This window comes from Maribacter polysaccharolyticus, from assembly GCF_028882255.1.
Taxonomy (GTDB): domain Bacteria; phylum Bacteroidota; class Bacteroidia; order Flavobacteriales; family Flavobacteriaceae; genus Maribacter_A; species Maribacter_A polysaccharolyticus.
This window is the reverse complement of sequence record NZ_JARBUY010000007.1, coordinates 76314-98993: the sequence shown is the minus strand read 5'-3', so window position 1 is coordinate 98993 and position 22680 is coordinate 76314. Positions and strand designations below refer to the sequence as shown.

15 protein-coding genes are annotated in these 22680 nt (G+C 43.9%); 12 read left to right on the top strand and 3 right to left on the bottom strand.

What is annotated here, in order from left to right:
* Positions 1-11 precede the first annotated feature (11 nt).
* The gene (locus PHU20_RS18425; RefSeq protein WP_274826885.1) at positions 12-3338 is read right to left on the bottom strand and encodes a transglutaminase family protein; all 3327 of its coding nucleotides are present in this window, start codon (positions 3336-3338) and stop codon (positions 12-14) included.
* A gap of 330 nt (positions 3339-3668) precedes the next feature.
* On the bottom strand, positions 3669-5147 hold the full coding sequence (locus PHU20_RS18420) for a helix-turn-helix domain-containing protein (RefSeq protein WP_274826926.1): 1479 nt from the start codon (positions 5145-5147) through the stop codon (positions 3669-3671).
* Positions 5148-5267: 120 nt separating this feature from the next.
* Here PHU20_RS18420 and aceB point away from each other — a divergent pair, with 120 nt between their 5' ends.
* The 4 genes from aceB to PHU20_RS18400 all read left to right on the top strand — a co-directional run bounded on the left by aceB (position 5268) and on the right by PHU20_RS18400 (position 10456).
* On the top strand, positions 5268-6866 hold the full coding sequence (gene aceB / locus PHU20_RS18415; RefSeq protein ID WP_274826884.1) for a malate synthase A: 1599 nt from the start codon (positions 5268-5270) through the stop codon (positions 6864-6866).
* Positions 6867-7076: 210 nt separating this feature from the next.
* Positions 7077-8687, top strand: a complete 1611-nt coding sequence (locus tag PHU20_RS18410) for an isocitrate lyase (protein WP_274826883.1) — start codon at positions 7077-7079, stop codon at positions 8685-8687.
* A gap of 93 nt (positions 8688-8780) precedes the next feature.
* Positions 8781-9257: a ribonuclease E activity regulator RraA gene (rraA, locus tag PHU20_RS18405; protein ID WP_274826882.1), complete on the top strand. Its 477-nt coding sequence runs from the start codon at positions 8781-8783 to the stop codon at positions 9255-9257.
* Positions 9258-9262: 5 nt separating this feature from the next.
* Positions 9263-10456 (top strand): pyridoxal-phosphate-dependent aminotransferase family protein, encoded by a 1194-nt coding sequence (locus PHU20_RS18400; RefSeq protein ID WP_274826881.1) that lies wholly within the window; start codon positions 9263-9265, stop codon positions 10454-10456.
* A gap of 93 nt (positions 10457-10549) precedes the next feature.
* Here the strand turns inward: PHU20_RS18400 and PHU20_RS18395 are convergent, their stop codons facing one another.
* The gene (locus PHU20_RS18395) at positions 10550-10858 is read right to left on the bottom strand and encodes a winged helix-turn-helix transcriptional regulator (protein WP_274826880.1); all 309 of its coding nucleotides are present in this window, start codon (positions 10856-10858) and stop codon (positions 10550-10552) included.
* Positions 10859-10977: 119 nt separating this feature from the next.
* Between PHU20_RS18395 and PHU20_RS18390 the strand changes: the two genes are divergently transcribed.
* The 8 genes from PHU20_RS18390 (at position 10978) to PHU20_RS18355 (ending at position 22630) form a co-directional block, all read left to right on the top strand.
* Positions 10978-11490, top strand: a complete 513-nt coding sequence (locus tag PHU20_RS18390; RefSeq protein ID WP_274826879.1) for a lactoylglutathione lyase family protein — start codon at positions 10978-10980, stop codon at positions 11488-11490.
* 279 nt (positions 11491-11769) lie between these two features.
* Entirely contained in the window at positions 11770-13581 is a 1812-nt protein-coding gene (locus PHU20_RS18385; protein ID WP_274826878.1) for a long-chain-acyl-CoA synthetase, read from the top strand.
* 173 nt (positions 13582-13754) lie between these two features.
* On the top strand, positions 13755-14882 hold the full coding sequence (locus tag PHU20_RS18380; protein WP_274826877.1) for a helix-turn-helix domain-containing protein: 1128 nt from the start codon (positions 13755-13757) through the stop codon (positions 14880-14882).
* A gap of 138 nt (positions 14883-15020) precedes the next feature.
* The gene (locus PHU20_RS18375) at positions 15021-16253 is read left to right on the top strand and encodes an Lcl C-terminal domain-containing protein (protein WP_274826876.1); all 1233 of its coding nucleotides are present in this window, start codon (positions 15021-15023) and stop codon (positions 16251-16253) included.
* 117 nt (positions 16254-16370) lie between these two features.
* Entirely contained in the window at positions 16371-17573 is a 1203-nt protein-coding gene (locus PHU20_RS18370; RefSeq protein ID WP_274826875.1) for an Lcl C-terminal domain-containing protein, read from the top strand.
* 214 nt (positions 17574-17787) lie between these two features.
* Positions 17788-19506 (top strand): purine-cytosine permease family protein, encoded by a 1719-nt coding sequence (locus PHU20_RS18365; RefSeq protein WP_274826874.1) that lies wholly within the window; start codon positions 17788-17790, stop codon positions 19504-19506.
* Positions 19507-19511: 5 nt separating this feature from the next.
* On the top strand, positions 19512-21002 hold the full coding sequence (locus PHU20_RS18360; protein ID WP_274826873.1) for a mannitol dehydrogenase family protein: 1491 nt from the start codon (positions 19512-19514) through the stop codon (positions 21000-21002).
* 158 nt (positions 21003-21160) lie between these two features.
* Positions 21161-22630: a potassium/proton antiporter gene (locus tag PHU20_RS18355; protein ID WP_274826872.1), complete on the top strand. Its 1470-nt coding sequence runs from the start codon at positions 21161-21163 to the stop codon at positions 22628-22630.
* Positions 22631-22680: the final 50 nt, after the last annotated feature.

Genomic DNA, 22680 nt, shown 5'->3' with positions numbered 1-22680 from the left:
TAATAATTGAATTATTTCTTTCGCAAATCCAACACATGTGGGTATTCATGATTAACGGGAACTTCTTTGTACTCAAAAATACCGGAAGCTTCCTTAGGTTCAACCATCCTACCCGTAAAAATGGTCATAGGGCCCGTTTCCGTCGGTGTCACTTCTCCTTGGGAGTGCCCAAAATCCCAAAAACGGTTGATCCTCCTCGATTCCGCCTCATAACTGTTCACGGGATAGGTGTCATAAGAGCGCCCTCCTGGATGGGCTACAAAATAGGTACATCCGCCAATGGATTTCTTATTCCACTGATCCACCACATCAAAGACCAAAGGTACATCTACCCCGATTGTTGGGTGTAATGCGGACCATGGTTCCCAAGCCTTATAACGTACCCCGGCAACATATTCCCCCTTGACTCCGGTCGGGCTCAGTTCTATTTTCACCCCGTTACAGGTCAGAATATACCGCTCTTTGATAAAGTTGGTTATTTTTATCTGCACCCTTTCCAAGGAGGAATCGACATAACGTGCCGTTCCACGACCTGACATTTCTTCCCCCAAAACATTCCATGGTTCTATGGCCATACGCAGTTCGATATGCATGGAGTTGATCTCTACCATACCGTATAACGGGAACCGAAATTCGAAAAACGGATCGAACCAATCCAATTTAAAGGGATATCCGGCCTCGTTCAACTGGCCAACAATATCCTTGATATCTTCCTTGACGTAATGTTCCAATAAAAATTTATCGTGCAGTTCGGTACCCCATCGCACCAAATTATGCTTATAAGGCTTTTTCCAAAACCAGGATACCAAGGTTCGCACCAAAAGCATCTGCATAAGTCCCATCTGGGCATGTGGCGGCATATCAAAAGCACGCAACTCCAAAATACCGAGCCGCCCAGAGGAAGAATCCGGGGAATATAATTTATCGATACAAAATTCCGCCCTATGGGTATTCCCGGTAATATCGGTCAGTAAATGACGGAATAAACGGTCGGTCAACCAAAACGGTACTTCTTCATCATCGGGAATCTGTGAAAATGCGATTTCAAGCTCGTAAAGATTCTCAAGTCGCGCTTCATCGACACGGGGAGCCTGACTCGTCGGGCCGATAAAGGCCCCTGAAAACAAATACGAAAGCCCAGGGTGATGCTGCCAAAATGTGAGTAAACTACGAAGAAGTTGGGGATTTCGGAGTAACGGACTATCCGCTGGGGTAGTACCGCCCAAGGTAACGTGGTTGCCCCCTCCTGTACCCGTATGTTTGCCATCCAACATGAATTTCTCGGTACCCAAACGCGATTTTTTCGCTTCCTCATACAAAGTAAAGGTATTGGCGGTAAGTTCTTGCCAATTCTTTGCCGGGTGAACATTCACCTCGATGACCCCGGGATCCGGAGTGATCTTAAGCACTTCCAATCGGTTGTCCCTTGGTGGTTCGTACCCTTCGATAATTACGGGCACTTCCAATTCCTTTGCCGTTGCTTCAATACTTGCCACCAAATCGAGAAAGTCCTCTGCACTGTCCAAAGGCGGTAAGAAAAGGAACAACTTATCGTCCCTTACCTCAGCACATAAAGCGGTTCGTACATAAGGCTGTTTTTCCAAAGTGGTTATGGGCGCTTTCGCCTCCAATCTTTTTTGCAGTTCTTCCCCATAGGCCTTTAGGTCCGGTTTTGGTTCGAACAACTCGGGTTCCGCCGTTGGTGTTGAGGGCACTTCGGGGTCTTTGGGTAAGGATTCCAAAGGTAAGCGCAATCCTACCGGTGAGTTTCCGGGCGTTAAATAAAGATGTCCCCCCCTGAACTCCCAGGTATTGGTGATCCAAAGCCCATTGCTTTTTGCCAGCGGTAAAACGTGCCCTACGGTTTTGCCCAAGCCTTGTTCCATTACTTCCCCCAGCTTTCGCCTTAAGGCCGTATCTTTTTTGTCATATTCGGTTGGGTCAACATCCACAGGAAGTTTACCTTCTTCCCATAAGAAATAAAACGCATCTTCATAGGCGGGTATAATGGATTTGTCCGGACAAGCCAATTTCTTCGATAAGGTATGCAGGAAGGTACTTGTAATACCTTCGGGCAACGTATAGGTTTCCGTAAAAGAAGCCAACCATTTGGGGTCTTTCCAAATCGTTTTACCATCCTTACGCCAATGGATCCCAATAAGCCAACGGGGTAAAGGTTCCCCGGGGTACCATTTGCCCTGCGCATGATGCAGCATTCCACCCTTCCCAAAAGCATCCAACAGTCGCAAGGAAAGGGAACTTGCCAATTCCCTCTTGTTTTCCCCATCCGCGGCGGTATTCCATTCTTCCCCTTCCATATCATCGATCGAAACGAAGGTCGGTTCGCCACCCATGGTAAGCCGCACATCATTGGCCTGTAGTTCCTCTTCCACTGCAAAGCCTAAATTATAAATGGCGTTCCATTGGTCGTCGGTATACGGTTTGGTCACCCGAGGGGATTCAAATATCCGGGTTACCGAATTATCGAACTCAAATTCGGTTTCACACGGATCGGTCAATCCGTAAACCGGAGCGGCACTTTCAAACGAAGGGGTACATGCCAAGGGAATATGCCCCTCCCCTGCCAAAAGTCCGGAAGTGGCATCCAAACCGATCCATCCGGCCCCTGGTATATAGACCTCGGCCCATGCATGCAGATCGGTAAAATCCTCTTCCGGACCCGATGGTCCGTCCAATGATTTTTCGTCCGACTTCAATTGGACCAGGTATCCCGAAACAAAACGCGCTGCCAATCCCAAATGTCTTAGGGTCTGTACCAACAACCAGGCAAAATCCCTACACGATCCCAACCGACGTTCCAAGGTCTCCTCCGAACTCTGCACCCCAGGTTCCATGCGTATGGTATAATCCAGATACTCGTATATTTTCTGGTTCAGACCGGTAAGAAAATCGATGGTGCGTATGGGGGTCAGATCTAGCTTGCTTATCCATTCCTTTAACAAAGGACCGTCTTCGGTGACTTCCAGATAAGGCATAAGTTCTTTTTTCAGATCGTTGGAATAAGCGAAGGGAAATTCCTCAACAGCTTCCTCCACAAAAAAATCGAAAGGATTTATGGTCTTTAAATCCGCTATGATCTCTACCTCTACCGATAGTTCTTCCGTTTTTTCAGGAAAAACTATACGTGCCAAATAATTTCCGAAAGGGTCTTGTTGCCAATTGAAAAAATGGGTTTCCGGCTTTATCTTTATGGAATATGCCGCTATGGGCGTCCTACAATGAGGGGCTGGCCTCAACCTAAAAATATGGGGAGAAAGATTGACCCTTCGGTCATATTTATAACGGGTTTTATGTGCGATTACTACTTTTAATGCCATTTGGAAGTTGGATTTTCAGTGTTGCCTAAGATAAGCCTAAAATAAGCAACCTTTTCAAGGAGGCATATTTTAACCCTAACTTTTATAGATAAAAAACTAACAGCAGTTACTTTTTGTCAGATTGATGATCTTAAAGGGTATTTCCACCGTATGGAAAAACCATTGATCTTCATTTATGGGTCCACTTATTTTGGACCTTATGGCACGGCACTTGCCATAAACCGGATGCGATGCTTTTTAAAAATCGCACATCGCCTATATCTTCAAGGCCTTTAGGGGGCCAAGCGTCCTATATGGGTGAAATTCGCTTATAGGGCCGGCAAGTGTTTTTCAGGAACCGAACCTTTGGTTCAATTCTTCAACGATTTTCTCTATCTTTTGGTTTTTAGCACTTTTCTCCAATGCGATTGGCGGTACTTTCCTATCCTTACAATCGGTAATGGCACAACGTTCGCAGGTGACCCCTACATTGCGGGTAACGATCTTGGGATCCTCCAAAAATTTCACCTTTCGCTCCAACTGTTTGTTTATCAGTAGACCAATACTGATACTTCGATAGTAATCTTCTTTAAAGGGATCTTTCGTTGCCGAGGCAAACACCAGATATTTCATTCCATCGCTTACATAATTGGAAATCTGCATGTCAAATTCATGTTCCTTCCTACCTTTACGAATATCCTTCAACATTTTTATGGAGACCCACCGCCTACAGTAATGTTCATCGGTTTCGTTCGCGTGGGGTGAATGTTGGTGCGACAAATGCAATTCTTTTTTCAAATAGTACCTATCGCTGTTGGCTTTATGCGAAAACCGTAAAAAAAACAAATTCTGGATATTGAATTCCTTAGGCAAAATATTGGTCAATCGTTGGTAAAAGGATTCCGGCGAAGCATTGAAGGCGTTGATGGCCTCAAGGAACAAATCCGCATCAAAGGTTTCCTTTTCGAAAATACCGATCAATTGTTTGGTAAGCCGGTCTTTGGGAATGACCAAGGCTCCGGCAAAATAAGAAGCATATAAATTATTGAGGACCTGATCGAAGGTATCGAACTTGATCCACGGGAAGGTGAACAGACGCTCTTTGGTCTCTAAATAATTATAGGCGATTTCCTTGGCATAAATGAAGGTGCGCTGTGCCTCATCGATTCCATCGGTAAGCAAAAGCGTTTTGGACTTTGGGATAAAAACCGAGCGCAAACTGCCCAATGCCTCAAACTTGGACAACTCGTCCCCATTGATCTTATAACCATACTCTTCGATCAATATTTCCTCGAGTTCCTTGGAGGACAGAATCTTTTCCAGATTAATTTGGTAGGCTTTGGCGAACCGCAGCACACTTTGTTCCAGATCGTCAAAATAATTGTTGTTCGATTGTTGAAAAGAACGAACCGATGCCAGGAAAAAACTTTCCCTGCTAAAATTATAATTTTGGGCTATCTCAATGATGGTATTGATAAAAGCATTCACTTTTACGGGGGCATTGGCCACAATATCGATCAAGGTACTTTCTTTGATCCCAAAAAGCTCTAACGGAATCTCTTTCAAGATCTTGGACTTTAACAGATTTCCGATCGGCGCCAGGTTTTTATCCAACTTCAAAGACACCATTTGATCATAAGGCACGTCCAATTTCTCTGAAAGGATGGCGATTTTATCCGGTTTCGGATATTTTTTTCCGTTTTCGATTTCGTTTAAATACGACTTTGAAAGCCCGGAAAGTTTGGACAGCCCAAACAAGGACAAATTCTTGTCAGTCCTTATCTGCTTTAGCTTTAACCCAAAAATCAATTTAATGTAATCTTCCTGCATAAACACAAATATACCCATTTTTGCGAACATTGATATTTTGCGAATTTTTATTTTTAGCGAACGTTCGCTTGTTTTTTCAAAAACTTTGTTTTATTATTGTCGAATAAATTCTATAACACCATGGAACACACACTTTTAAAACAATCCAAAATCACTTTCTCTAATGAGGTAAGAAACACCTATCCGGAAATTTTGACCGAGGAGGCCCTTGGTTTCATCACCGCACTGCATGAAAAATTCAATGCGCAACGACTTTCACTATTGGAAAAACGCAACGAACAACAAAAGCTATTCGATAGTGGAATGCTTCCCACCTTCCCCGATGAAACCACCACTATCCGTAACGGGGAATGGAAAGCCGGTGCCATTCCACAGGACCTACAGGACCGACGGGTGGAAATCACCGGTCCCGTAGACCGAAAAATGATCATCAACGCCCTGAACTCGGGAGCGAAAACGTTTATGGCGGATTTAGAGGACAGTACGGCCCCTTCTTGGAAAAATGTCATGGAAGGCCAACAAAACCTCATCGATGCGAACAAAAACGACATCTCGTTCGTTAATCCCGATACGGGCAAATCGTACACCCTAAACCCGGAAACCGCCGTATTGCTGGTTAGACCAAGGGGCTTGCATTTAAACGAAAGGCATATCTTCATCAATGGTGAGGAACTGTCCGGAAGCTTATTGGATTTCGGCCTATACGTGTTCCACAATACGGAAACACTGTTAAAACAGCATACGGCCCCTTACTTCTATCTTCCTAAATTGGAACACTATACCGAAGCCCGTTGGTGGAATGCGGTATTCACCTTCGCCCAGGAATACCTTGGTGTGCCCAAAGGTACCTTCAAGGCTACGGTATTGATAGAAACGATAACGGCCAGCTTTCAGTTGGATGAAATAATATACGAACTTAAAGACCATATTGTAGGATTGAACTGTGGGCGTTGGGATTATATCTTTTCGTACATCAAAAAATTCAGGAATCGACCCGAGTTTGTCGTTCCCAACCGCGATCAAGTAACCATGACGACCCCTTTTATGGAGGCGTATTCAAAATTGGTCATCCAACGTTGCCACAAACGGGGCATACTTGCGATTGGTGGAATGGCTGCGCAAATTCCGATCAAGAACAATGAATCCGCCAATGCCGAGGCTTTGGAAAAGGTAAGGAAAGACAAAGAACGGGAAGTCAAAAACGGACATGATGGTACTTGGGTGGCCCATCCTGCCCTAGTTGCCGTGGCCCTATCCGAATTCGATCAACATATGCCTACGCCGAACCAATTACATGTTACCCGTGACGATGTACGAATTACCGAAGCGGATCTTGTGGAAATCCCAAAAGGGACCATTACCGAAGCGGGAATCAGAAAAAACATCAATGTCGGTATCCTTTATCTTGAATCCTGGTTACGTGGTTACGGAGCAGTTGCCCTCTATAATCTAATGGAAGACGCCGCGACCGCCGAAATATCCCGGACACAGGTGTGGCAATGGTTAAAGAACGGGGTACAGTTGGAGGATGGCAGAACATTCAACATTGAATTGTATGCGAAACTTTTTGACCATGAAATAGAAAAAATCATAACGGAATATGGCGAGGACCATATAAAAAACACCAAGTTTCAATTGGCTTTCAGCCTTTTTGATCAATTGGTACTCTCGGAAAATTTCGAGGAGTTCCTTACGATTCCGGCCTATCAATACATTTAAAAAAAGCAATCCTGCGATTGCGGTAACAATCAACAGGATTTAATTATTACTAATAATAACATATTACAAAACTATGGAAAATCTAGAGAAAACACGAACCCTGGTCACAAATTGGGCAATCAGCAACAAGGTTGACTACAATGCCCATCGAACACCCACAACATTGAGTTCAACCCCTCCCAATTTCATTAAACTTTAAAGCCTAGAATTATGACACAGTATAACAACGCCTTGGAAGTAGTACGAAACTTAAAAGCGAAACACGGAAATACCTGGGCTAGTATAAGTCCGGAAAACGCAGCGCGCATTGCCTTGCAAAACAGGTTTAAAACAGGGTTGGACATTGCCAAATATACCGCTGGTATTATGAGAAAGGATATGGCCGAATATGATGCGGACCCTACCCAATACACCCAATCCCTAGGATGCTGGCATGGTTTTATTGCCCAACAAAAAATGATCGCCGTTAAAAAGCATCATGGCAGTACGAACAAAAAGTACCTTTATCTTTCGGGTTGGATGGTTGCGGCGTTACGTTCCGAATTGGGACCTTTGCCCGACCAATCCATGCATGAGAAAACGGCCGTACCAAAACTGATCGAAGAAATATACACTTTCTTGAAACAGGCCGATGCCGTGGAACTGAACGACCTTTTCCGTCGTTTGGATGCGGGAGAGGATGTACAATCGGAGATCGACAATTTTGAAACCCATGTGGTCCCCATCATCGCCGATATCGATGCCGGTTTCGGTAACGAAGAGGCCACCTACCTTTTAGGAAAAAAGATGATAGAAGCAGGGGCCTGTGCCCTTCAAATCGAAAATCAAGTATCCGATGCCAAACAATGTGGTCACCAAGATGGAAAGGTTACGGTACCCCATGAGGATTTCATCGCAAAATTAAACGCCTTGCGGTATGCCTTTTTGGAATTGGGGGTTGAAGAAGGTATCATTGTGGCACGAACGGATTCCGAAGGGGCCGGACTTACCCAAAAACTTCCGGTATCCCAAGAAGAAGGTGATTTGGCATCCCAATATATGGATTTTGTGGAGGCCGAGGAGGTGACCATGGACGATGTCAATGAGAATGATGTTTTGTTCAAACGCAATGGCAAATTAGTGCGTCCTTTACGTATGCCCAATGGACTTTACAAGTTCAAGGAAAACTCCAATATCGATCGGGTGGTACTTGATTGTATTACAAGCCTTAACAACGGGGCGGACTTACTTTGGATAGAGACCCCAACCCCAAATGTGGAACAGATTGCCCATATGGTGAACAGGGTCAAAAAGGAGGTACCCAATGCAAAATTGGTATATAACAATTCCCCTTCTTTCAACTGGACGCTCAATTTTCGCCAGCAGGCATATGATGCCATGAAAAAATCGGGTAAGGATGTATCTTTCTATTCTCGCGAGAATTTAATGGATGCCAAATACGATGGTACGCCACTATCGGACCGGGCCGATGAAATGATCCGCACCTTTCAAATGGATGCCGCCAAAAATGCCGGGGTATTCCACCATTTGATCACATTGCCCACCTATCATACGGCAGCCCTTCAAATGAACGACCTTACAGCAGGGTATTTTGGGGAAGAAGGGATGTTGGCATACGTTAAAGGGGTGCAGCGACAGGAAATACGAAAAGGGGTTTCCTGTGTGAAACACCAACGTATGGCCGGTTCTGACCTGGGTGACGATCATAAAACGTTCTTTGCCGGGGATAAGGCCTTAAAAGCGGGTGGAGCGAAAAACACCAGCAATCAGTTTGAACTGAATGAAAAGGAAGAAACGATAGAACTTGTCCTAACCAAATAAATCCGATCCAGTTCTATGGTAAAGGCGACATTTGGATGTCGCCTTTACCAATTTCAGTTACCCAAAAGAACCCTTTTACCAAAACCAATAAACATGTTCACCACTGCAGACCTTTGGGATGAATACCATTTACAACTCACTTGTGTCGATCCCATTTTTCGGCCTTTCGGGAACAAAAAGGCATTTACGGGAAAAATATCGACCTTAAAGCTCTTTGAAGACAATTCATTGGTACGGAAACAACTCGAATCCGACGGAAAGGGAAAAGTACTCGTCGTGGACGGGGGTGGCTCCCTACGTTGTGCCTTGGTCGGAGATCGATTGGCCACGTTGGCGATTCAAAATAACTGGAACGGGATCATCATCAATGGGTGCCTTCGCGATAGTCAGCCCATCAATACCATGAACATCGGTATCAGGGCGCTAAACACTTCCCCCGTTAAGAGTATAAAACGAAATAATGGGGAAATCGGGGTCGCTGTTGAATTTGGAGGTGTTACTTTTATACAGGATGAATATATTTATGTGGATCATGACGGCATATTGATCAGCAAACAAAATTTAGTGTAATAGCCATGAAAGGAAGAAAACTACTCATGATTCCCGGTCCTATCGAATTTGAACCGGAAGTCTTACAAGCCATGGGCCAGGCGACAACAAGTCATATTGCCCCTAAATTTATCGAAGTTTTTGGAAATAGCCTTGAACTCATGAGGGAGGTATGGCAATCGCCCTCGGGCCAACCTTTTATCGTTGCGGGTACGGGCACCTTGGCCATGGATATGGCCGCGGCCAACCTTATTGAACATGGCGATAACGCCCTCGTTATTTCCTCCGGTTACTTTGGCCATCGGTTTAAGGACATTTTGGATCGGTATGGTGCGAACACCACCATTTTAGAAGCCCCGATAGGGGAAGTGGTAAGCCTTGACGCCATTGAAAACGAACTCCGATCAAAACCCTATAAAGTACTTACCCTTACCCATGTCGACACTTCCACAGGAATATTGATAGACCCGAAACCCATTGCGGATTTGGCCAAAAAATACCATGTACTCTCCATTTTGGATGGCGTATGTTCCGTTGCCGGGGAAGAACTGAAGCAAGACGAATGGGGTATCGATGTTGTTTTGACCGCTTCGCAAAAAGCCATCGGGGTACCTCCCGGTCTCGCCCTTTTAATGGCCTCCCAAAAAGCCATGGGAGTGTTCAAAAACAGAAAAACGCCCGTTGGCAATTATTATGCGGATTGGAACAATTGGCTACCCATAATGCAAGCGTACGAAGAAAGAAGACCTTCTTATTTCGGGACCCCTGCCGTTAATTTGATCGTGGCCCTTGAAACCAGTTTAAAGATCATCTGTACCGAAGGCATGGATAAAAGGATCCAAAGACATCAAAATTTGGCCAAGGCCTTTAGAGCGGGAATTGCGGCATTGAAGTTAAGGATATTGCCAAAAACAACCCATTTGGCAGCCCATACCCTATCAGCGGTTTACTATCCAAAAGGCATCGATGGTGCAGCATTGCGGGCTAAAATAACCGAGAAAAACGTAATCCTGGCAGGAGGATTGCTCGCTGGGATCAAATCCTCCTATTTCAGGATAGGCCATATGGGGTCGGTCTCATCCAATGACCTAATGGCCGTATTACATGCTTTGGAATGTGCGTTGCTCGCATTGGGGCATCCTATAGCTTCGGGAAAAAGCTTACAGGCGTTCCAAAATGAGCTCTTAAATACCGTTCCCCTAAACCCAGTGACAAATTGAATGGGAAACCCTAGGAACAAAGACAGTTGACCCCGACCCTGAATTCCCCTATTTACAGGGTATCCGATTTCCCCGACAATTAGGACCTATTCCTTATTCGTGGTTTTCGACACCCCATTGATCCAAACTTTTCAGAATGGGTTCGAGTGTTTTTCCCCGCTTACTCAATCCGTATTCCACCTTAGGAGGAACCACAGGATACACCTTACGGAAAATAAGTCCGTCCTTTTCCAATTCCCTCAAGGTTTGGGTAAACATTTTGTTGGAAATACCCGGTACTTGCTTCTGAAGCATTCCCGAACGCAGCGGGCCTTCCAACAAATGGAACAATACCAAAGGTTTCCATTTGGTACCGATCAATCCTATGGTATAGTTAAGTGGACAGTAATTATTTTTATCCATATAAATTTTCAATTATCTTATTATCAGCAATTTACTCTTTTAGGTAACTATACTACTTTTTAGTAAGTTATTGCCTAATAGGCAAATATAGTCTAATTTTGCAACTTAAATTATAAGTTATGACATCAAATAAAAATTATCCGAAATCATTCTCACATATTGGGATTACGGTCCCTGATATTGAAAAGGCCGCAAAATTCTATTCGGAAGTAATGGGATGGTATGTGATCATGGAGCCCTCAAAGGTGAAAAAAGAAAGCGAAACGGCTATAGGACAAATGTGTATCGACGTATTCGGTGAGGATTGGGAAACATTCGAAATCGCCCATTTAGCCACATCGGATGGTATTGGGATCGAGCTGTTTTCATTTCCCCACGGCATAAAAGAAGCTCCTGAATTCAACCCTTTCAACACGGGACTTTTCCATTTTTCTGTACAAGACCCGGATATCGAAGGGTTAATAGATAAAATCGTAGCCCATGGCGGTAAACAACGTATGCCCATTAGGGCCTATTATCCCGGAGACAAACCCTACAGAATGTGTTATGTGGAAGACCCCTTCGGGATCGTTTTCGAAATCTATACCCATAGCTATGAACTAACGTATTCTTCAGGCGCCTACACGTCTTAAAAAAGTTATACCCCCTTGTGCATACTCCGGTAACTCGGTATGGGTAATGACACGATCATAAGCACTTAAAAAACGGGATCCCTCATGGGGTCCCGCTTTTTTTCCCGAACCCCGGTAATGGTTTTGAAAGCCTCGTGCTTAGCCTACAGCCCTTCAAATTATTATACCTGGATTCCCCTATATTTTTAACCGAAATCACTATCTTTTCCCTCCTAAAATAAAGCACCATCCCATACCCTTTATACGGGATGATTAAAACACTTTCGAAGATATTGATCAATGGCTAAAACCTTGCAGCATCCCAATCCGGTCAACCTGATCGGAAAAATATTGAAACGTATCCCCCAGTTTCCAAGAATCCTAAAAAACGTTAGAAAAGCGAAGGCCATCAACCCCGATAGCCATGTATCCATTGGGAAGATCATAGCATCCAATGCCCGTACACATGGGAACGTAGTTGCTTTGAGATTTGAAGAACAAAGTTATACGTATGTCGAATTCAACAAGACCATAAACCGCTATGCCCACTACCTTCTTAAGATAGGGGTTGAAAATGGGGATACCATCAACGTTTTTATTGAAAATAGGCCCGAACTCTTATTTGTAATAGCCGCCTGTGCGAAAATCGGGGCAATTGCATCATTGATCAACCCCAATCAAAGGGAACAGACCTTGATACACGCCATGGAACTGACAAAGTCCAACTACTACTTTATCGGGGAAGAGTTGGTTCCTTATTTCGATGACGTTAAAAATTCAATTGCCACCCTGTCCCACCCTACCTTTTATTGGATAACCGACCAAGGCATAACCGATTGCCCCCATGACCATATCGACCTTAAAAAGGAAGTATTGGGGATGGACACCTCCAACCCGGATACGACGGCCAAGATAAAAGCCGGTCAAGTCTATGCGAATGTTTTTACATCGGGTACAACGGGGCTGCCAAAAGCATCGCGACAAACGAACAGGAAATGGATGGCAACTTACTATTGGTTCGGAAAGGTCAACATGAACCTCAATCCAAGGGATGTCATGTACGTGCCCTTGCCCTTTTACCACACCAATTCACTCATTGTCGGTTGGCCTACCGCACTTGCAGCGCCTTGTACCATGGTGATGAGAAGAAAATTCTCGGTCTCCCATTTCTGGGAAGATGTGGCTAAATACAATGTCTCCGCTTTTATATACATCGGGGAATTGTGCCGGTACCTCTTGAATGCCCCTCCTTCAGATCTAGAGACGGAACACAGGATAAAAAAAATAATGGGCAATGGACTACGGCCAGATATTTGGCACCCTTTCAAAGAACGCTTTAAAATCAAGAACATTTTTGAATTCTATGGGGCTGCCGATGGGAATACCAGCTTTACCAACACCCTGAATTATGATTGCACTATCGGTTGGTGCCCTCAAAAATTCAAGATCATTAAATACGATATTGGGAATGACACCTATATAAAAAACAGCAATGGCCATGGCATTCCCGTCCGTAAAGGGGAAACCGGATTGTTGATTTCGGAAATAAGTAAAAAATCAGCCTTTGACGGTTATGTGAATACCGACCGTAATGAGGATAAGATCCTTCGCAATGTCTTTAAACCGGGAGATCTTTGGTTCAACAGTGGTGACCTTCTCCAAAATATCGGTTATAAGCATGCCCGTTTTGTAGATAGGATCGGGGATACCTTTCGTTGGAAAGGGGAAAACGTGGCAACGGCAGAAGTTGAAGGGATCATAGGGCAAATCAAAGGGGTTGCCATGTGTGCGGTCTACGGGGTGCAAATCCCCAATAATGACGGTAGGGCCGGGATGGTCACTATCGTAAGGCATCAAGGCCATCATTTCGATATCGGTACCCTTACGGAATACCTACAAAAAGAACTCCCCAAATATGCCGTCCCCATATTCATTCGAATAAAAAATGAAATGGAGGTTACGCATACCCATAAGATCAAGAAATTCGATTTGAAGAAAGAAGGCTTTAATTGTTCGGACACCGTATTCGTAAGACACCCTAAAAGCCACGAATACGTACAGATGGATGAAAGCCTTTTACATGGGATCATGGACGGCAAGTATATTTTTTAGTAGCAACGGTAAAGGATTTGTATCATTCAATCAAGGGTGCCAACCCTTTACCCCCATAGGACTTCCCGCGAATTACCCTACATTTGTTATATCTTTGACAAAGACGGGAAGCTGTGGTATTTCACCCGTCAAAGCGATCAAAAACTACTTTAGTTGAAAATAAATTTGGATAAGTGGATCTAGTATTTGCCAGTGCAGGTTGCGTTACGTGCCTTTTTTATGTCATTGTTGTCCTTTTTTCGGGTACAAGACCTATAAACAAATACCTACTATTATCGTTTATCATACTGCTTAGCACATCGCTCCTACCCGTAATCTTGAATGATTTTGATATTTTTCCGCCCTTTTGGATGAATGCCAGTTTTGGTTTATTATGGGGACCATTATTGTATTTCTATATCATATCCCTGTTAAAGGCAAAAATCAATTTTAAATTTCTCCCTTTACACTTTTTACCTTTTGCCGTCTACTTTATGCTAACGGCGTTCTTCGATTATGATATTCTACCAAAGCCTCCAAATGTGGACTTACAAGGCCCTATGGACAGGAATTCCAATACCGAATTGATTTATACATTACTCCAAAGCCTATCCCTTTTGGGGTATTCGATTGTCACCTTGTATATCCTGAATAAACACAATAAGCAAATTCAAGATCATTATTCGTATAAGGATGTCTACTTGACCATACGTTGGTCTTATATCATAATACTGTTTTTTGTCTCGGCTTACCTTTTGGTAGTAATTTCAACCCTTTTTAAAACCAAAATCGCCGATAACATCCCTTTTGATCTGCACATTATCCTTATAAGTACTTTTATCTATGTCCTGGGTTATCTGGGCCTTAAACAAAACCCCGTATACCTGAGTATGGAAAACGATACCGATGCCGCAATGAACGAAGGTTCGGACGAAAGCAGTAAAGGGAAATATTCCAAAAACAAACTAAACGATACCTTAAAGGATGAGTACCAATCCCGATTGTTGGAGCATTTAGCGAATGAAAAGCCCTATTTACAGCCCAAATTGTGTATTGATGACCTATCCACTACATTGGACATCCCCAAACATTTTCTCTCGCAGATCATCAACGATTCCTTGAACCATACCTTTTATTCCTTGATCAATTCGTATCGCGTGAAGGAAGTCAAGGAAAGGATCATGGAAGACCAACATGATCGATTTACCTTGTTGGCCATTGCGATGGACTCCGGTTTCAACTCAAAATCGGGTTTCAACAAAAATTTCAAGCTTGAAACCGGAATGACCCCTTTGGAATTCAAAAACAGCCTAAAAACCTAACTTATAACACATTACAAAGTGTCATCTTGCAAGTAGACACCTGTACACCCCGAAAAACAAGTAGCACCTTATAAGCATAAGCGCATCCCATGGTACCCTATCTTACTTTTGGATCATTAATTTATAAATCCTTAAATAATGACTAAAAGAAAAACCAATATCACAAGAACGGTATGCACTGCTTTATGTAGTTTTTTATTACTTACTTATTCGTGTAGCGACGATGAGGAGATTACCGATGAATCGACCGACACCACTGAGGAGGATTCGGACACCTTATCCATTAGCTTTACCCTATCCGATACGGGTCAGGATGTATTTTATGACGCTGACGGAAATGAAATATCCGAACCAAGCGAGGGTGATGAATATTATGGGCAGGATGCACAATATACCGGTATCGCCTCTTCCTTCCAGGATAATGGGGATGGTACGGTTACCGACCTCAACACTGGATTAATGTGGCAACAAACCCCCGATTTTGAACGCCATAATTATTACGATGCCTTCGATTATGTTGACGAACTTGAAATAGGGGGATATACCGATTGGAGACTCCCCACGATCAAAGAACTCTATTCATTGCTTTATTCCAATGGATCTTTGGACGCTTCGGGATCCGCGGGTTCACAACCTTACCTGTACGACGAATATTTTGACTTTGAATATGAAGAGAATATGCTGTACGCCGGCCAATACTGGTCGAGTACCAAATACGTCAAAGGCGGTTTACAATCAACGAACATCGAAGGGGCATTTGGGTTCAATTTTGCCGACGGACATATAAAAGCCTATGAGACCGGCTTATATTATGACGGGACCTCCGGGGTAGAGGATCCAGGATGCTTTGTCAGGGCCGTAAGGGGAACCGAAAATGTTTATGGGGTAAATGATTTTGAAGATAATGGCGACGGTACGGTGACCGATAATGCTACCGGACTTATGTGGCAACAGGTGGATGATGGAAACTCCTACGATTGGATCGATGCGCTTGCCTATGCTTCTGAAAGTGAGTTGGCCGGGTATACCGACTGGCGTCTGCCAAACACCAAAGAGCTACAAAGCATTGTTGACTATGACAAGACGACCTTCCCCGCCATTGATGAGGACTATTTTACCTGTACCGATAGCGACAGCTGGTTCTGGACCAGTACGACACAAGGCGATTATAAATATACGGCCTGTTACCTTGCTTTTGGAAAGGCCTATAGTAAGGATAATAGTGATGCCACGGAATATTACGATTGGCATGGGGCCGGCGCACAACGGTCAGATCCCAAAACCGGGGATATCGATGATTACATCTTGGAATCGGTCAATGCTTCCGACTCCCTCAGAATCAGAAACTATGTCCGATTGGTCAGAGATTGAACTCCCCAAATAGGTTATTGAAAACAGCTAGGTTGGGGATACCTTTCCCCAACTTAGCTTCCTGTTGAAAACTACGTACACTTTTACTATTGAATATTCACCGTAAAAACAATAAATATGTACCCTATAAAATACCTCCTACGCTTGGCAACTTTCGGCATTGCTTTATTTTTTATGGGCTGTATAAGCACCAAAAAAAAGAAGGAATCCCAACCCAATAACGATATCCGTTTCGTTTTAACGGATACAGGCCAAGATAGGTTCTATGATGACCAAGGGAATTCCATTTCCCAACCTACCGAGGATGGGGAATATTATGGACAGGATGCCCAATATAGCGGTACCCCTTCCTCCTATCGAGATAATGGCGATGGAACCGTTACCGATTTAAATACCGGTCTCATGTGGCAAAAGACCTCGGACAATGAGCGGTATAATTTTTATGATGCCTTCACGTATGTCGAAGAACTGGAAACCGGAGGATACACCGATTGGAGAATGCCCACGATAAAAGAATTGTATTCCATCAGCAATTTCAATGGAGAATTGCATCCAAGAAACCTATCCGGCTCACAACCTTACCTCGATACGGCGTATTTCGATTTTGAATACGACCGCAGAATGCCCTTTGCCGGTCAATATTGGTCGAGTACCAAATACGTAAAAGGCGGCATCCAAGACAAGAACATTGAAGGTGCCTTTGGTTTCAATTTTGCCGACGGCCATATAAAAGCCTATGAAACCGGCTTATATTTTAACGGTACAGAGGGCGTTAGAAACCCGGGTTGTTTGGTCAGGGCCGTACGGGGTACCGAAAATGTATATGGGGTAAATGACTTTGTGGACAACAATGACGGTACCATTTCCGACAAGGCTACGGGATTGATGTGGCAAAAAGTGGATGACGGAAAGACATACGATTGGAAAGGGGCCCTCGAATATGCCAAAAACAGCCATCTGGCTTCCTATTCCGATTGGCGGCTACCCAATACCAAAGAATTACAGAGTATTGTGGATTACGAAAAGAAAACGATTCCTGCCATAGATGAAAACTTTTTCAACTGCACCGAGAAAGACAGTTGGTTCTGGACCAGTACGACACAAGGTGATTTTAAATATACGGCCTGCTATATCGCCTTTGGAAAAGCTTACAGTAAAGACAACAGCAAGGCAAAGGAATATTATGATTGGCATGGGGCGGGCGCCCAACGATCAGACCCTAAATCGGGCAATGTGGAAGATTATCTCATGGAATCGATCAATGCCGCGGATTCCGTTCGAATTCGCAATTACGTGAGGTTGGTACGGAATATTGATTAGATTCAATACCCGGTCCTAAAATCCATTGATTTTATGGGGAAAACGAAATGAAAATATTAAATTTATAAGAATATACCACTTACTTGACTTAAGTACGGTGTCTACCCTATTGATTAGGTATTGTTCCAATCAATAGGGTAAACCCATTTTTTAAGATATAAACTCCGTTCAATGAATTTTTAGGGAACAGGAATCCCTAAGCAAGACAACACTTATGGATAAAACCGAAGATTTTCAACAGTTGGAGAACCTAGCCACGGAACAACTGCCGGTTCCTAAGAATAAATTGCATGATTGGACCCATTTTGCAGGCCTCTATGCCGCAGAGCATGTTGCGGCAACGGAGTTTGTCATAGGGGCGACCTTTGTGGCCCTGGGAGCAAAGACAAATGACATCCTTTTGGGGTTATTGATAGGGAATATCCTCGCCGTACTCAGTTGGACGCTCATTACCTCTCCGATTGCAGTCGACACCCGGTTAAGTTTATACACCTACCTTAATAAGGTGGCCGGGGATTCGATGACAAAACTGTACAATTGGGCCAATGTCATCATTTTTACGGTCATATCCGCTGCAATGGTCACCGTGTCGGCGACGGCTGTGCGTTTTGCCTTTGACATTCCGGCCCAACTCAATTGGTACCCGACCAATTTATGGTTTATCCTGATTGTTTTTGGTGTGGGGATCGTGGTGGTATCAATAGCCATATATGGTTTTAATGCGGTTTCCGAATTTTCGGGCATCTGCGCTCCTTGGCTGTTTGTTATGTTTACCAGTGGGGCATTGGTGCTTTTACCCGCATTATCATTGGATGTTCTGGGTAAGACCCTACCTTCTGACTGGAATGATTTTATAGCCATCGGGAATCAATCCATATGGACCGGGATTAACAGTAACGGTCAACCTGGCATTGGTCTGGTCGAGGTCATCGGTTTCGCTTGGGCCGCAAATACGATTACGCATTTTGGTTTGATCGATATGGCACTATTACGATTCGCCAAAAAGAAAATCTATGGACTAGCTACAAGTACGGGCATGATGTTCGGTCATTATGTAGCCTGGATCGCGGCAGGTATCATGGGTGCGGGGGCTGCGGTTATTTTAGGAAAGACCATTGTGGAACTCGACCCGGGGGATGTGGCTTATTATGCCCTGGGATGGTCAGGTTTCGTTATCGTTATCGTGGCCGGATGGACCACTGCCATTACCAATCTCTATAGGGCAGGATTGGCGGCACAAGCCATATTCCATAGACATTCCCGCAAAAAAACCACCCTTACGGTAGGAATGGTCACGGTAGGTGTGGCCTGTTTCCCTTTTGTATTTTCACAAATACTTCCCCTGCTCACCTATGCCGGACTCCTGGTCGTTCCCGTAGGGGGCATTGTATTCGCCGAGCATCAGATTTTTCCGAAAATAGGATTCACCCGTTATTGGTCGTCTTACCGTGACCTTAAATTCAGTACGCCCGCCATAGCCTCTTGGGGTCTTGGCTTGCTGTTCGGGTTTGGACTTAACGCCCTGAATGTCATGTCGTTCTTTTACCTCTTTATCCCTACTTGGATTTTTACGATTATGGTCTATACCTTTTTGGCCTCCCGCTATGGCGCCAAGAACAAATACCCCGAAGCTGAAGAAAAGGAAAAATTGCGCAATGAAAAAATAGCAAGGTTCCAAGAGCACCAAGCGGCCCGGGAACCCGAGACCATAAAGGACGGATCGGTAGTATCAAAGGTTTTGAAAAACGTGGCTATCCTAGCTTTGGTCATCACCTTGGTTTTGGCCGGTATTACCATGTTCGGCAGTTCCGATGAAAAAGCATACATAGAAAACCGGGAAATTTTTTACACCTATGGATTCATCTGTACGCTACTCTATTTTATCACCGCATATGGGGCACTATTACGCAAGAAACAAAAAAACATCAATTAATCATTATGGAAAACAACCTTCAACTCAAGCAGGGGAATTTAACAAAGATCGCTGAACGCATTCCCTGCCCCACCTATAAAAGGGATGGACTAAAGATAGGAATAGTACATATCGGGGTCGGTGGGTTCCATAGGGCCCACCAAGCACTCTACACCCATAAACTCCTGGAAAAATACAATGATACCGCACGAAATTGGGGAATCTGTGGCATCGGTATTCGGGAAGCAGACCGAAAAATACATGATGTACTAAAAAAGCAGGATGGACTCTATACACTAATGGTGAAATACCCGGATGGCACGGTAAAACCACAGATCATAGGGTCTTTGGTCGACTTCTTGCTAGGGGTAGACGACCCAAACCCGATAATTGGACGTATGGCACATCCCGATACTAAAATCGTCTCGCTCACCATTACCGAAGGTGGATATAATTTTAATCCCGCCACAGGTGAGTTCAATTTCGAAAATCCGGATATACAGCATGAATTATCCCATCCAGACCGCCCGAAAACGGTTTACGGTTATCTAACGGCTGCACTTAAAAAACGTCGGGATGAAGGCTTGCCCGCATTCACCGTTATGTCTTGTGACAACATCGAACACAATGGGGATGTTGCCCGGAATATGCTGCTTACGTTCGCGAAGAAACAGGACCCTGGATTGGCAGCGTGGATTGAAAAAGAAGTTTGTTTTCCAAATAGCATGGTAGACCGTATAACCCCCGTGACCTCCCAATCCGATATGGATTATTTGGGCACCAACCATGGTATAAAAGATGAATGGCCCGTTACCTGTGAACCCTTTTTACAATGGGTGGTTGAAGATAATTTTTCCAATGGGAGACCGGAATATGAAAAGGTAGGGGCACAATTCGTACCCGATGTAAAACCCTATGAAAAAATGAAACTCCGTTTACTCAATGCCGGTCATTCCGTATTGGGATTATTGGGTGCCATCCATGGATACAAAACCATCAATGCCTGTATAGAAGACAAGACATTCGCCAGGTATTTAAGAAGGTTTATGGACGTAGAAGCCACCCCGACATTGGATGAAGTGAAAGGCATTGACCTCGATAACTACAAAGACAGCCTTCAAGAGCGTTTCGCCAATCCCAATATCAAAGATAGCGTTAGTCGTATTTGTTCCGAAACCTCTGCCAAACTGCCGAAATTCTTGATTGCGACCTTGGCAGAAAACTTGACCAAAAAGGGTAGCATACAATTTGCCACCTTGGTCATTGCCGCTTGGTGTTATTATAGCGATAAAGGAATCGACAAAAACGGACAACCGTTGGAAATCATCGATGCCATGGCCGACGAGCTCCATGAATCCGCCAAGAAGACCCAGACCGACCCCTTGGCTTTCATTAAGCAGGAATCCCTTTTTGGGCATCTTTCCGAAAACGGGCAGTTTGCCTCTTTATATGCCGAAATGGTGCAGGAAATCTATAAAAATCCGGATGTTAAAAAAATAATGCAGGCCATGCTTTGAACTTCATTCCAAGCCAAATCTAAAAATTCGTGATTATCGGCCCTATTCGATAACGTTATATCGGTATGTTTTTTTTAAGGCTTACGTGTGAATTAACGCCTTTCAAAAATCAAACAAAACCGTACCTTTATAAATTCACGAAAATTGAAGTAAAAAGGATGAATATAACCATTGAAAACATCTTATTGGTCGGTTCGATATTACTGCTCATCAGTATCATAGCCGGTAAGACCACCTATAAATTCGGTGTGCCGACCTTACTGCTCTTCTTGGCCATAGGTATGTTGGCCGGATCGGATGGCATAGGTGGCATTCAATTCGACAACCCCAAAATCGCCCAATTCATCGGTATCGTATCCTTGAATTTTATATTGTTCTCGGGGGGGCTCGATACCAGCTGGCCAGCCATAAAACCTATTTTATGGGAGGGGATTGCCTTATCGACCTTAGGGGTATTATTGACCGCCGTTACCCTGGGGGTTTTTGTGTGGTCCTTTACGGAGTTGACCATTTATGAGAGTATGCTATTGGGATCTATTGTTTCTTCAACGGATGCGGCCGCTGTATTTTCCATACTGCGATCGAAAAACCTTGCCCTACGGACGAACCTTAGGCCCACATTGGAATTGGAAAGCGGTAGTAACGACCCCATGGCCTATGTATTGACCCTTGCTTTCTTGTCTTTGGTCATCAACCAAGATCAAGGCGTAACCTCGATCATCCCTTTATTTGTACAACAAATGGTTATTGGTGGAATTGCCGGTTTGGCTTTTGGCCGACTCAGTAAATATATCATCAATAAAATAAAACTCGATTTTGAAGGATTGTACCCTGTCCTCGTCATTGCATTGATGTTCATTACCTTTTCGGCTACCGACTTTATAGGTGGCAATGGATTCCTGGCCATATATATTTGCGCCGTTTACTTGGGCAATCAAGAATTGATCCATAAAAAAACCATTCTAAAAATGTACGATGGTTTGGCCTGGTTGATGCAGATCGTTTTGTTCCTTACTTTGGGCTTACTCGTATTCCCATCGCGTATTCTTCCCATTATGGGCATAGGCTTGCTTATCTCGGTGTTCCTCATTGTCATAGCGCGCCCGATAGGGGTGTTCATCAGTCTCCTACCTTTTAGGATGAAACTTAAAAGACGGTTCTATATTTCTTGGGTAGGCTTAAGGGGCGCCGCACCGATCGTATTTGCCACCTATCCCCTTTTGGCGGGTATCGATAAGGCCAATATGATTTTCAATATCGTATTTTTCATTTCCGTGACTTCCATTTTGATCCAAGGCACATCACTTTCGGTAGTGGCGAAATGGTTAAAAGTAGCCATGCCTGGAGAAACCAAGAAACCCTCCCCTACCGATTTATTACTTGCGGAAAATCCGAAAACCGAAATGAAGGAAATATTCATCCCTCCCAATAGCTTTGCGGTAAGCAAAAAGATCGTAGAGCTTGGATTTCCCAAAAATGCCATCATCGCAATGATAAAAAGGGATGAAAGTTACATAACCCCTAACGGTTCAACGACCATAGAACCCCAAGACTATTTGATCGTTTTGGCAGAACGGCCCGAAATCATCAAAGAGGTCTACAACACCTTACACATCGAATTGACATAAAATAAAGTTTTGTTATTCTTTTTATTTTAAAATTGTAATTGCTTTACCTT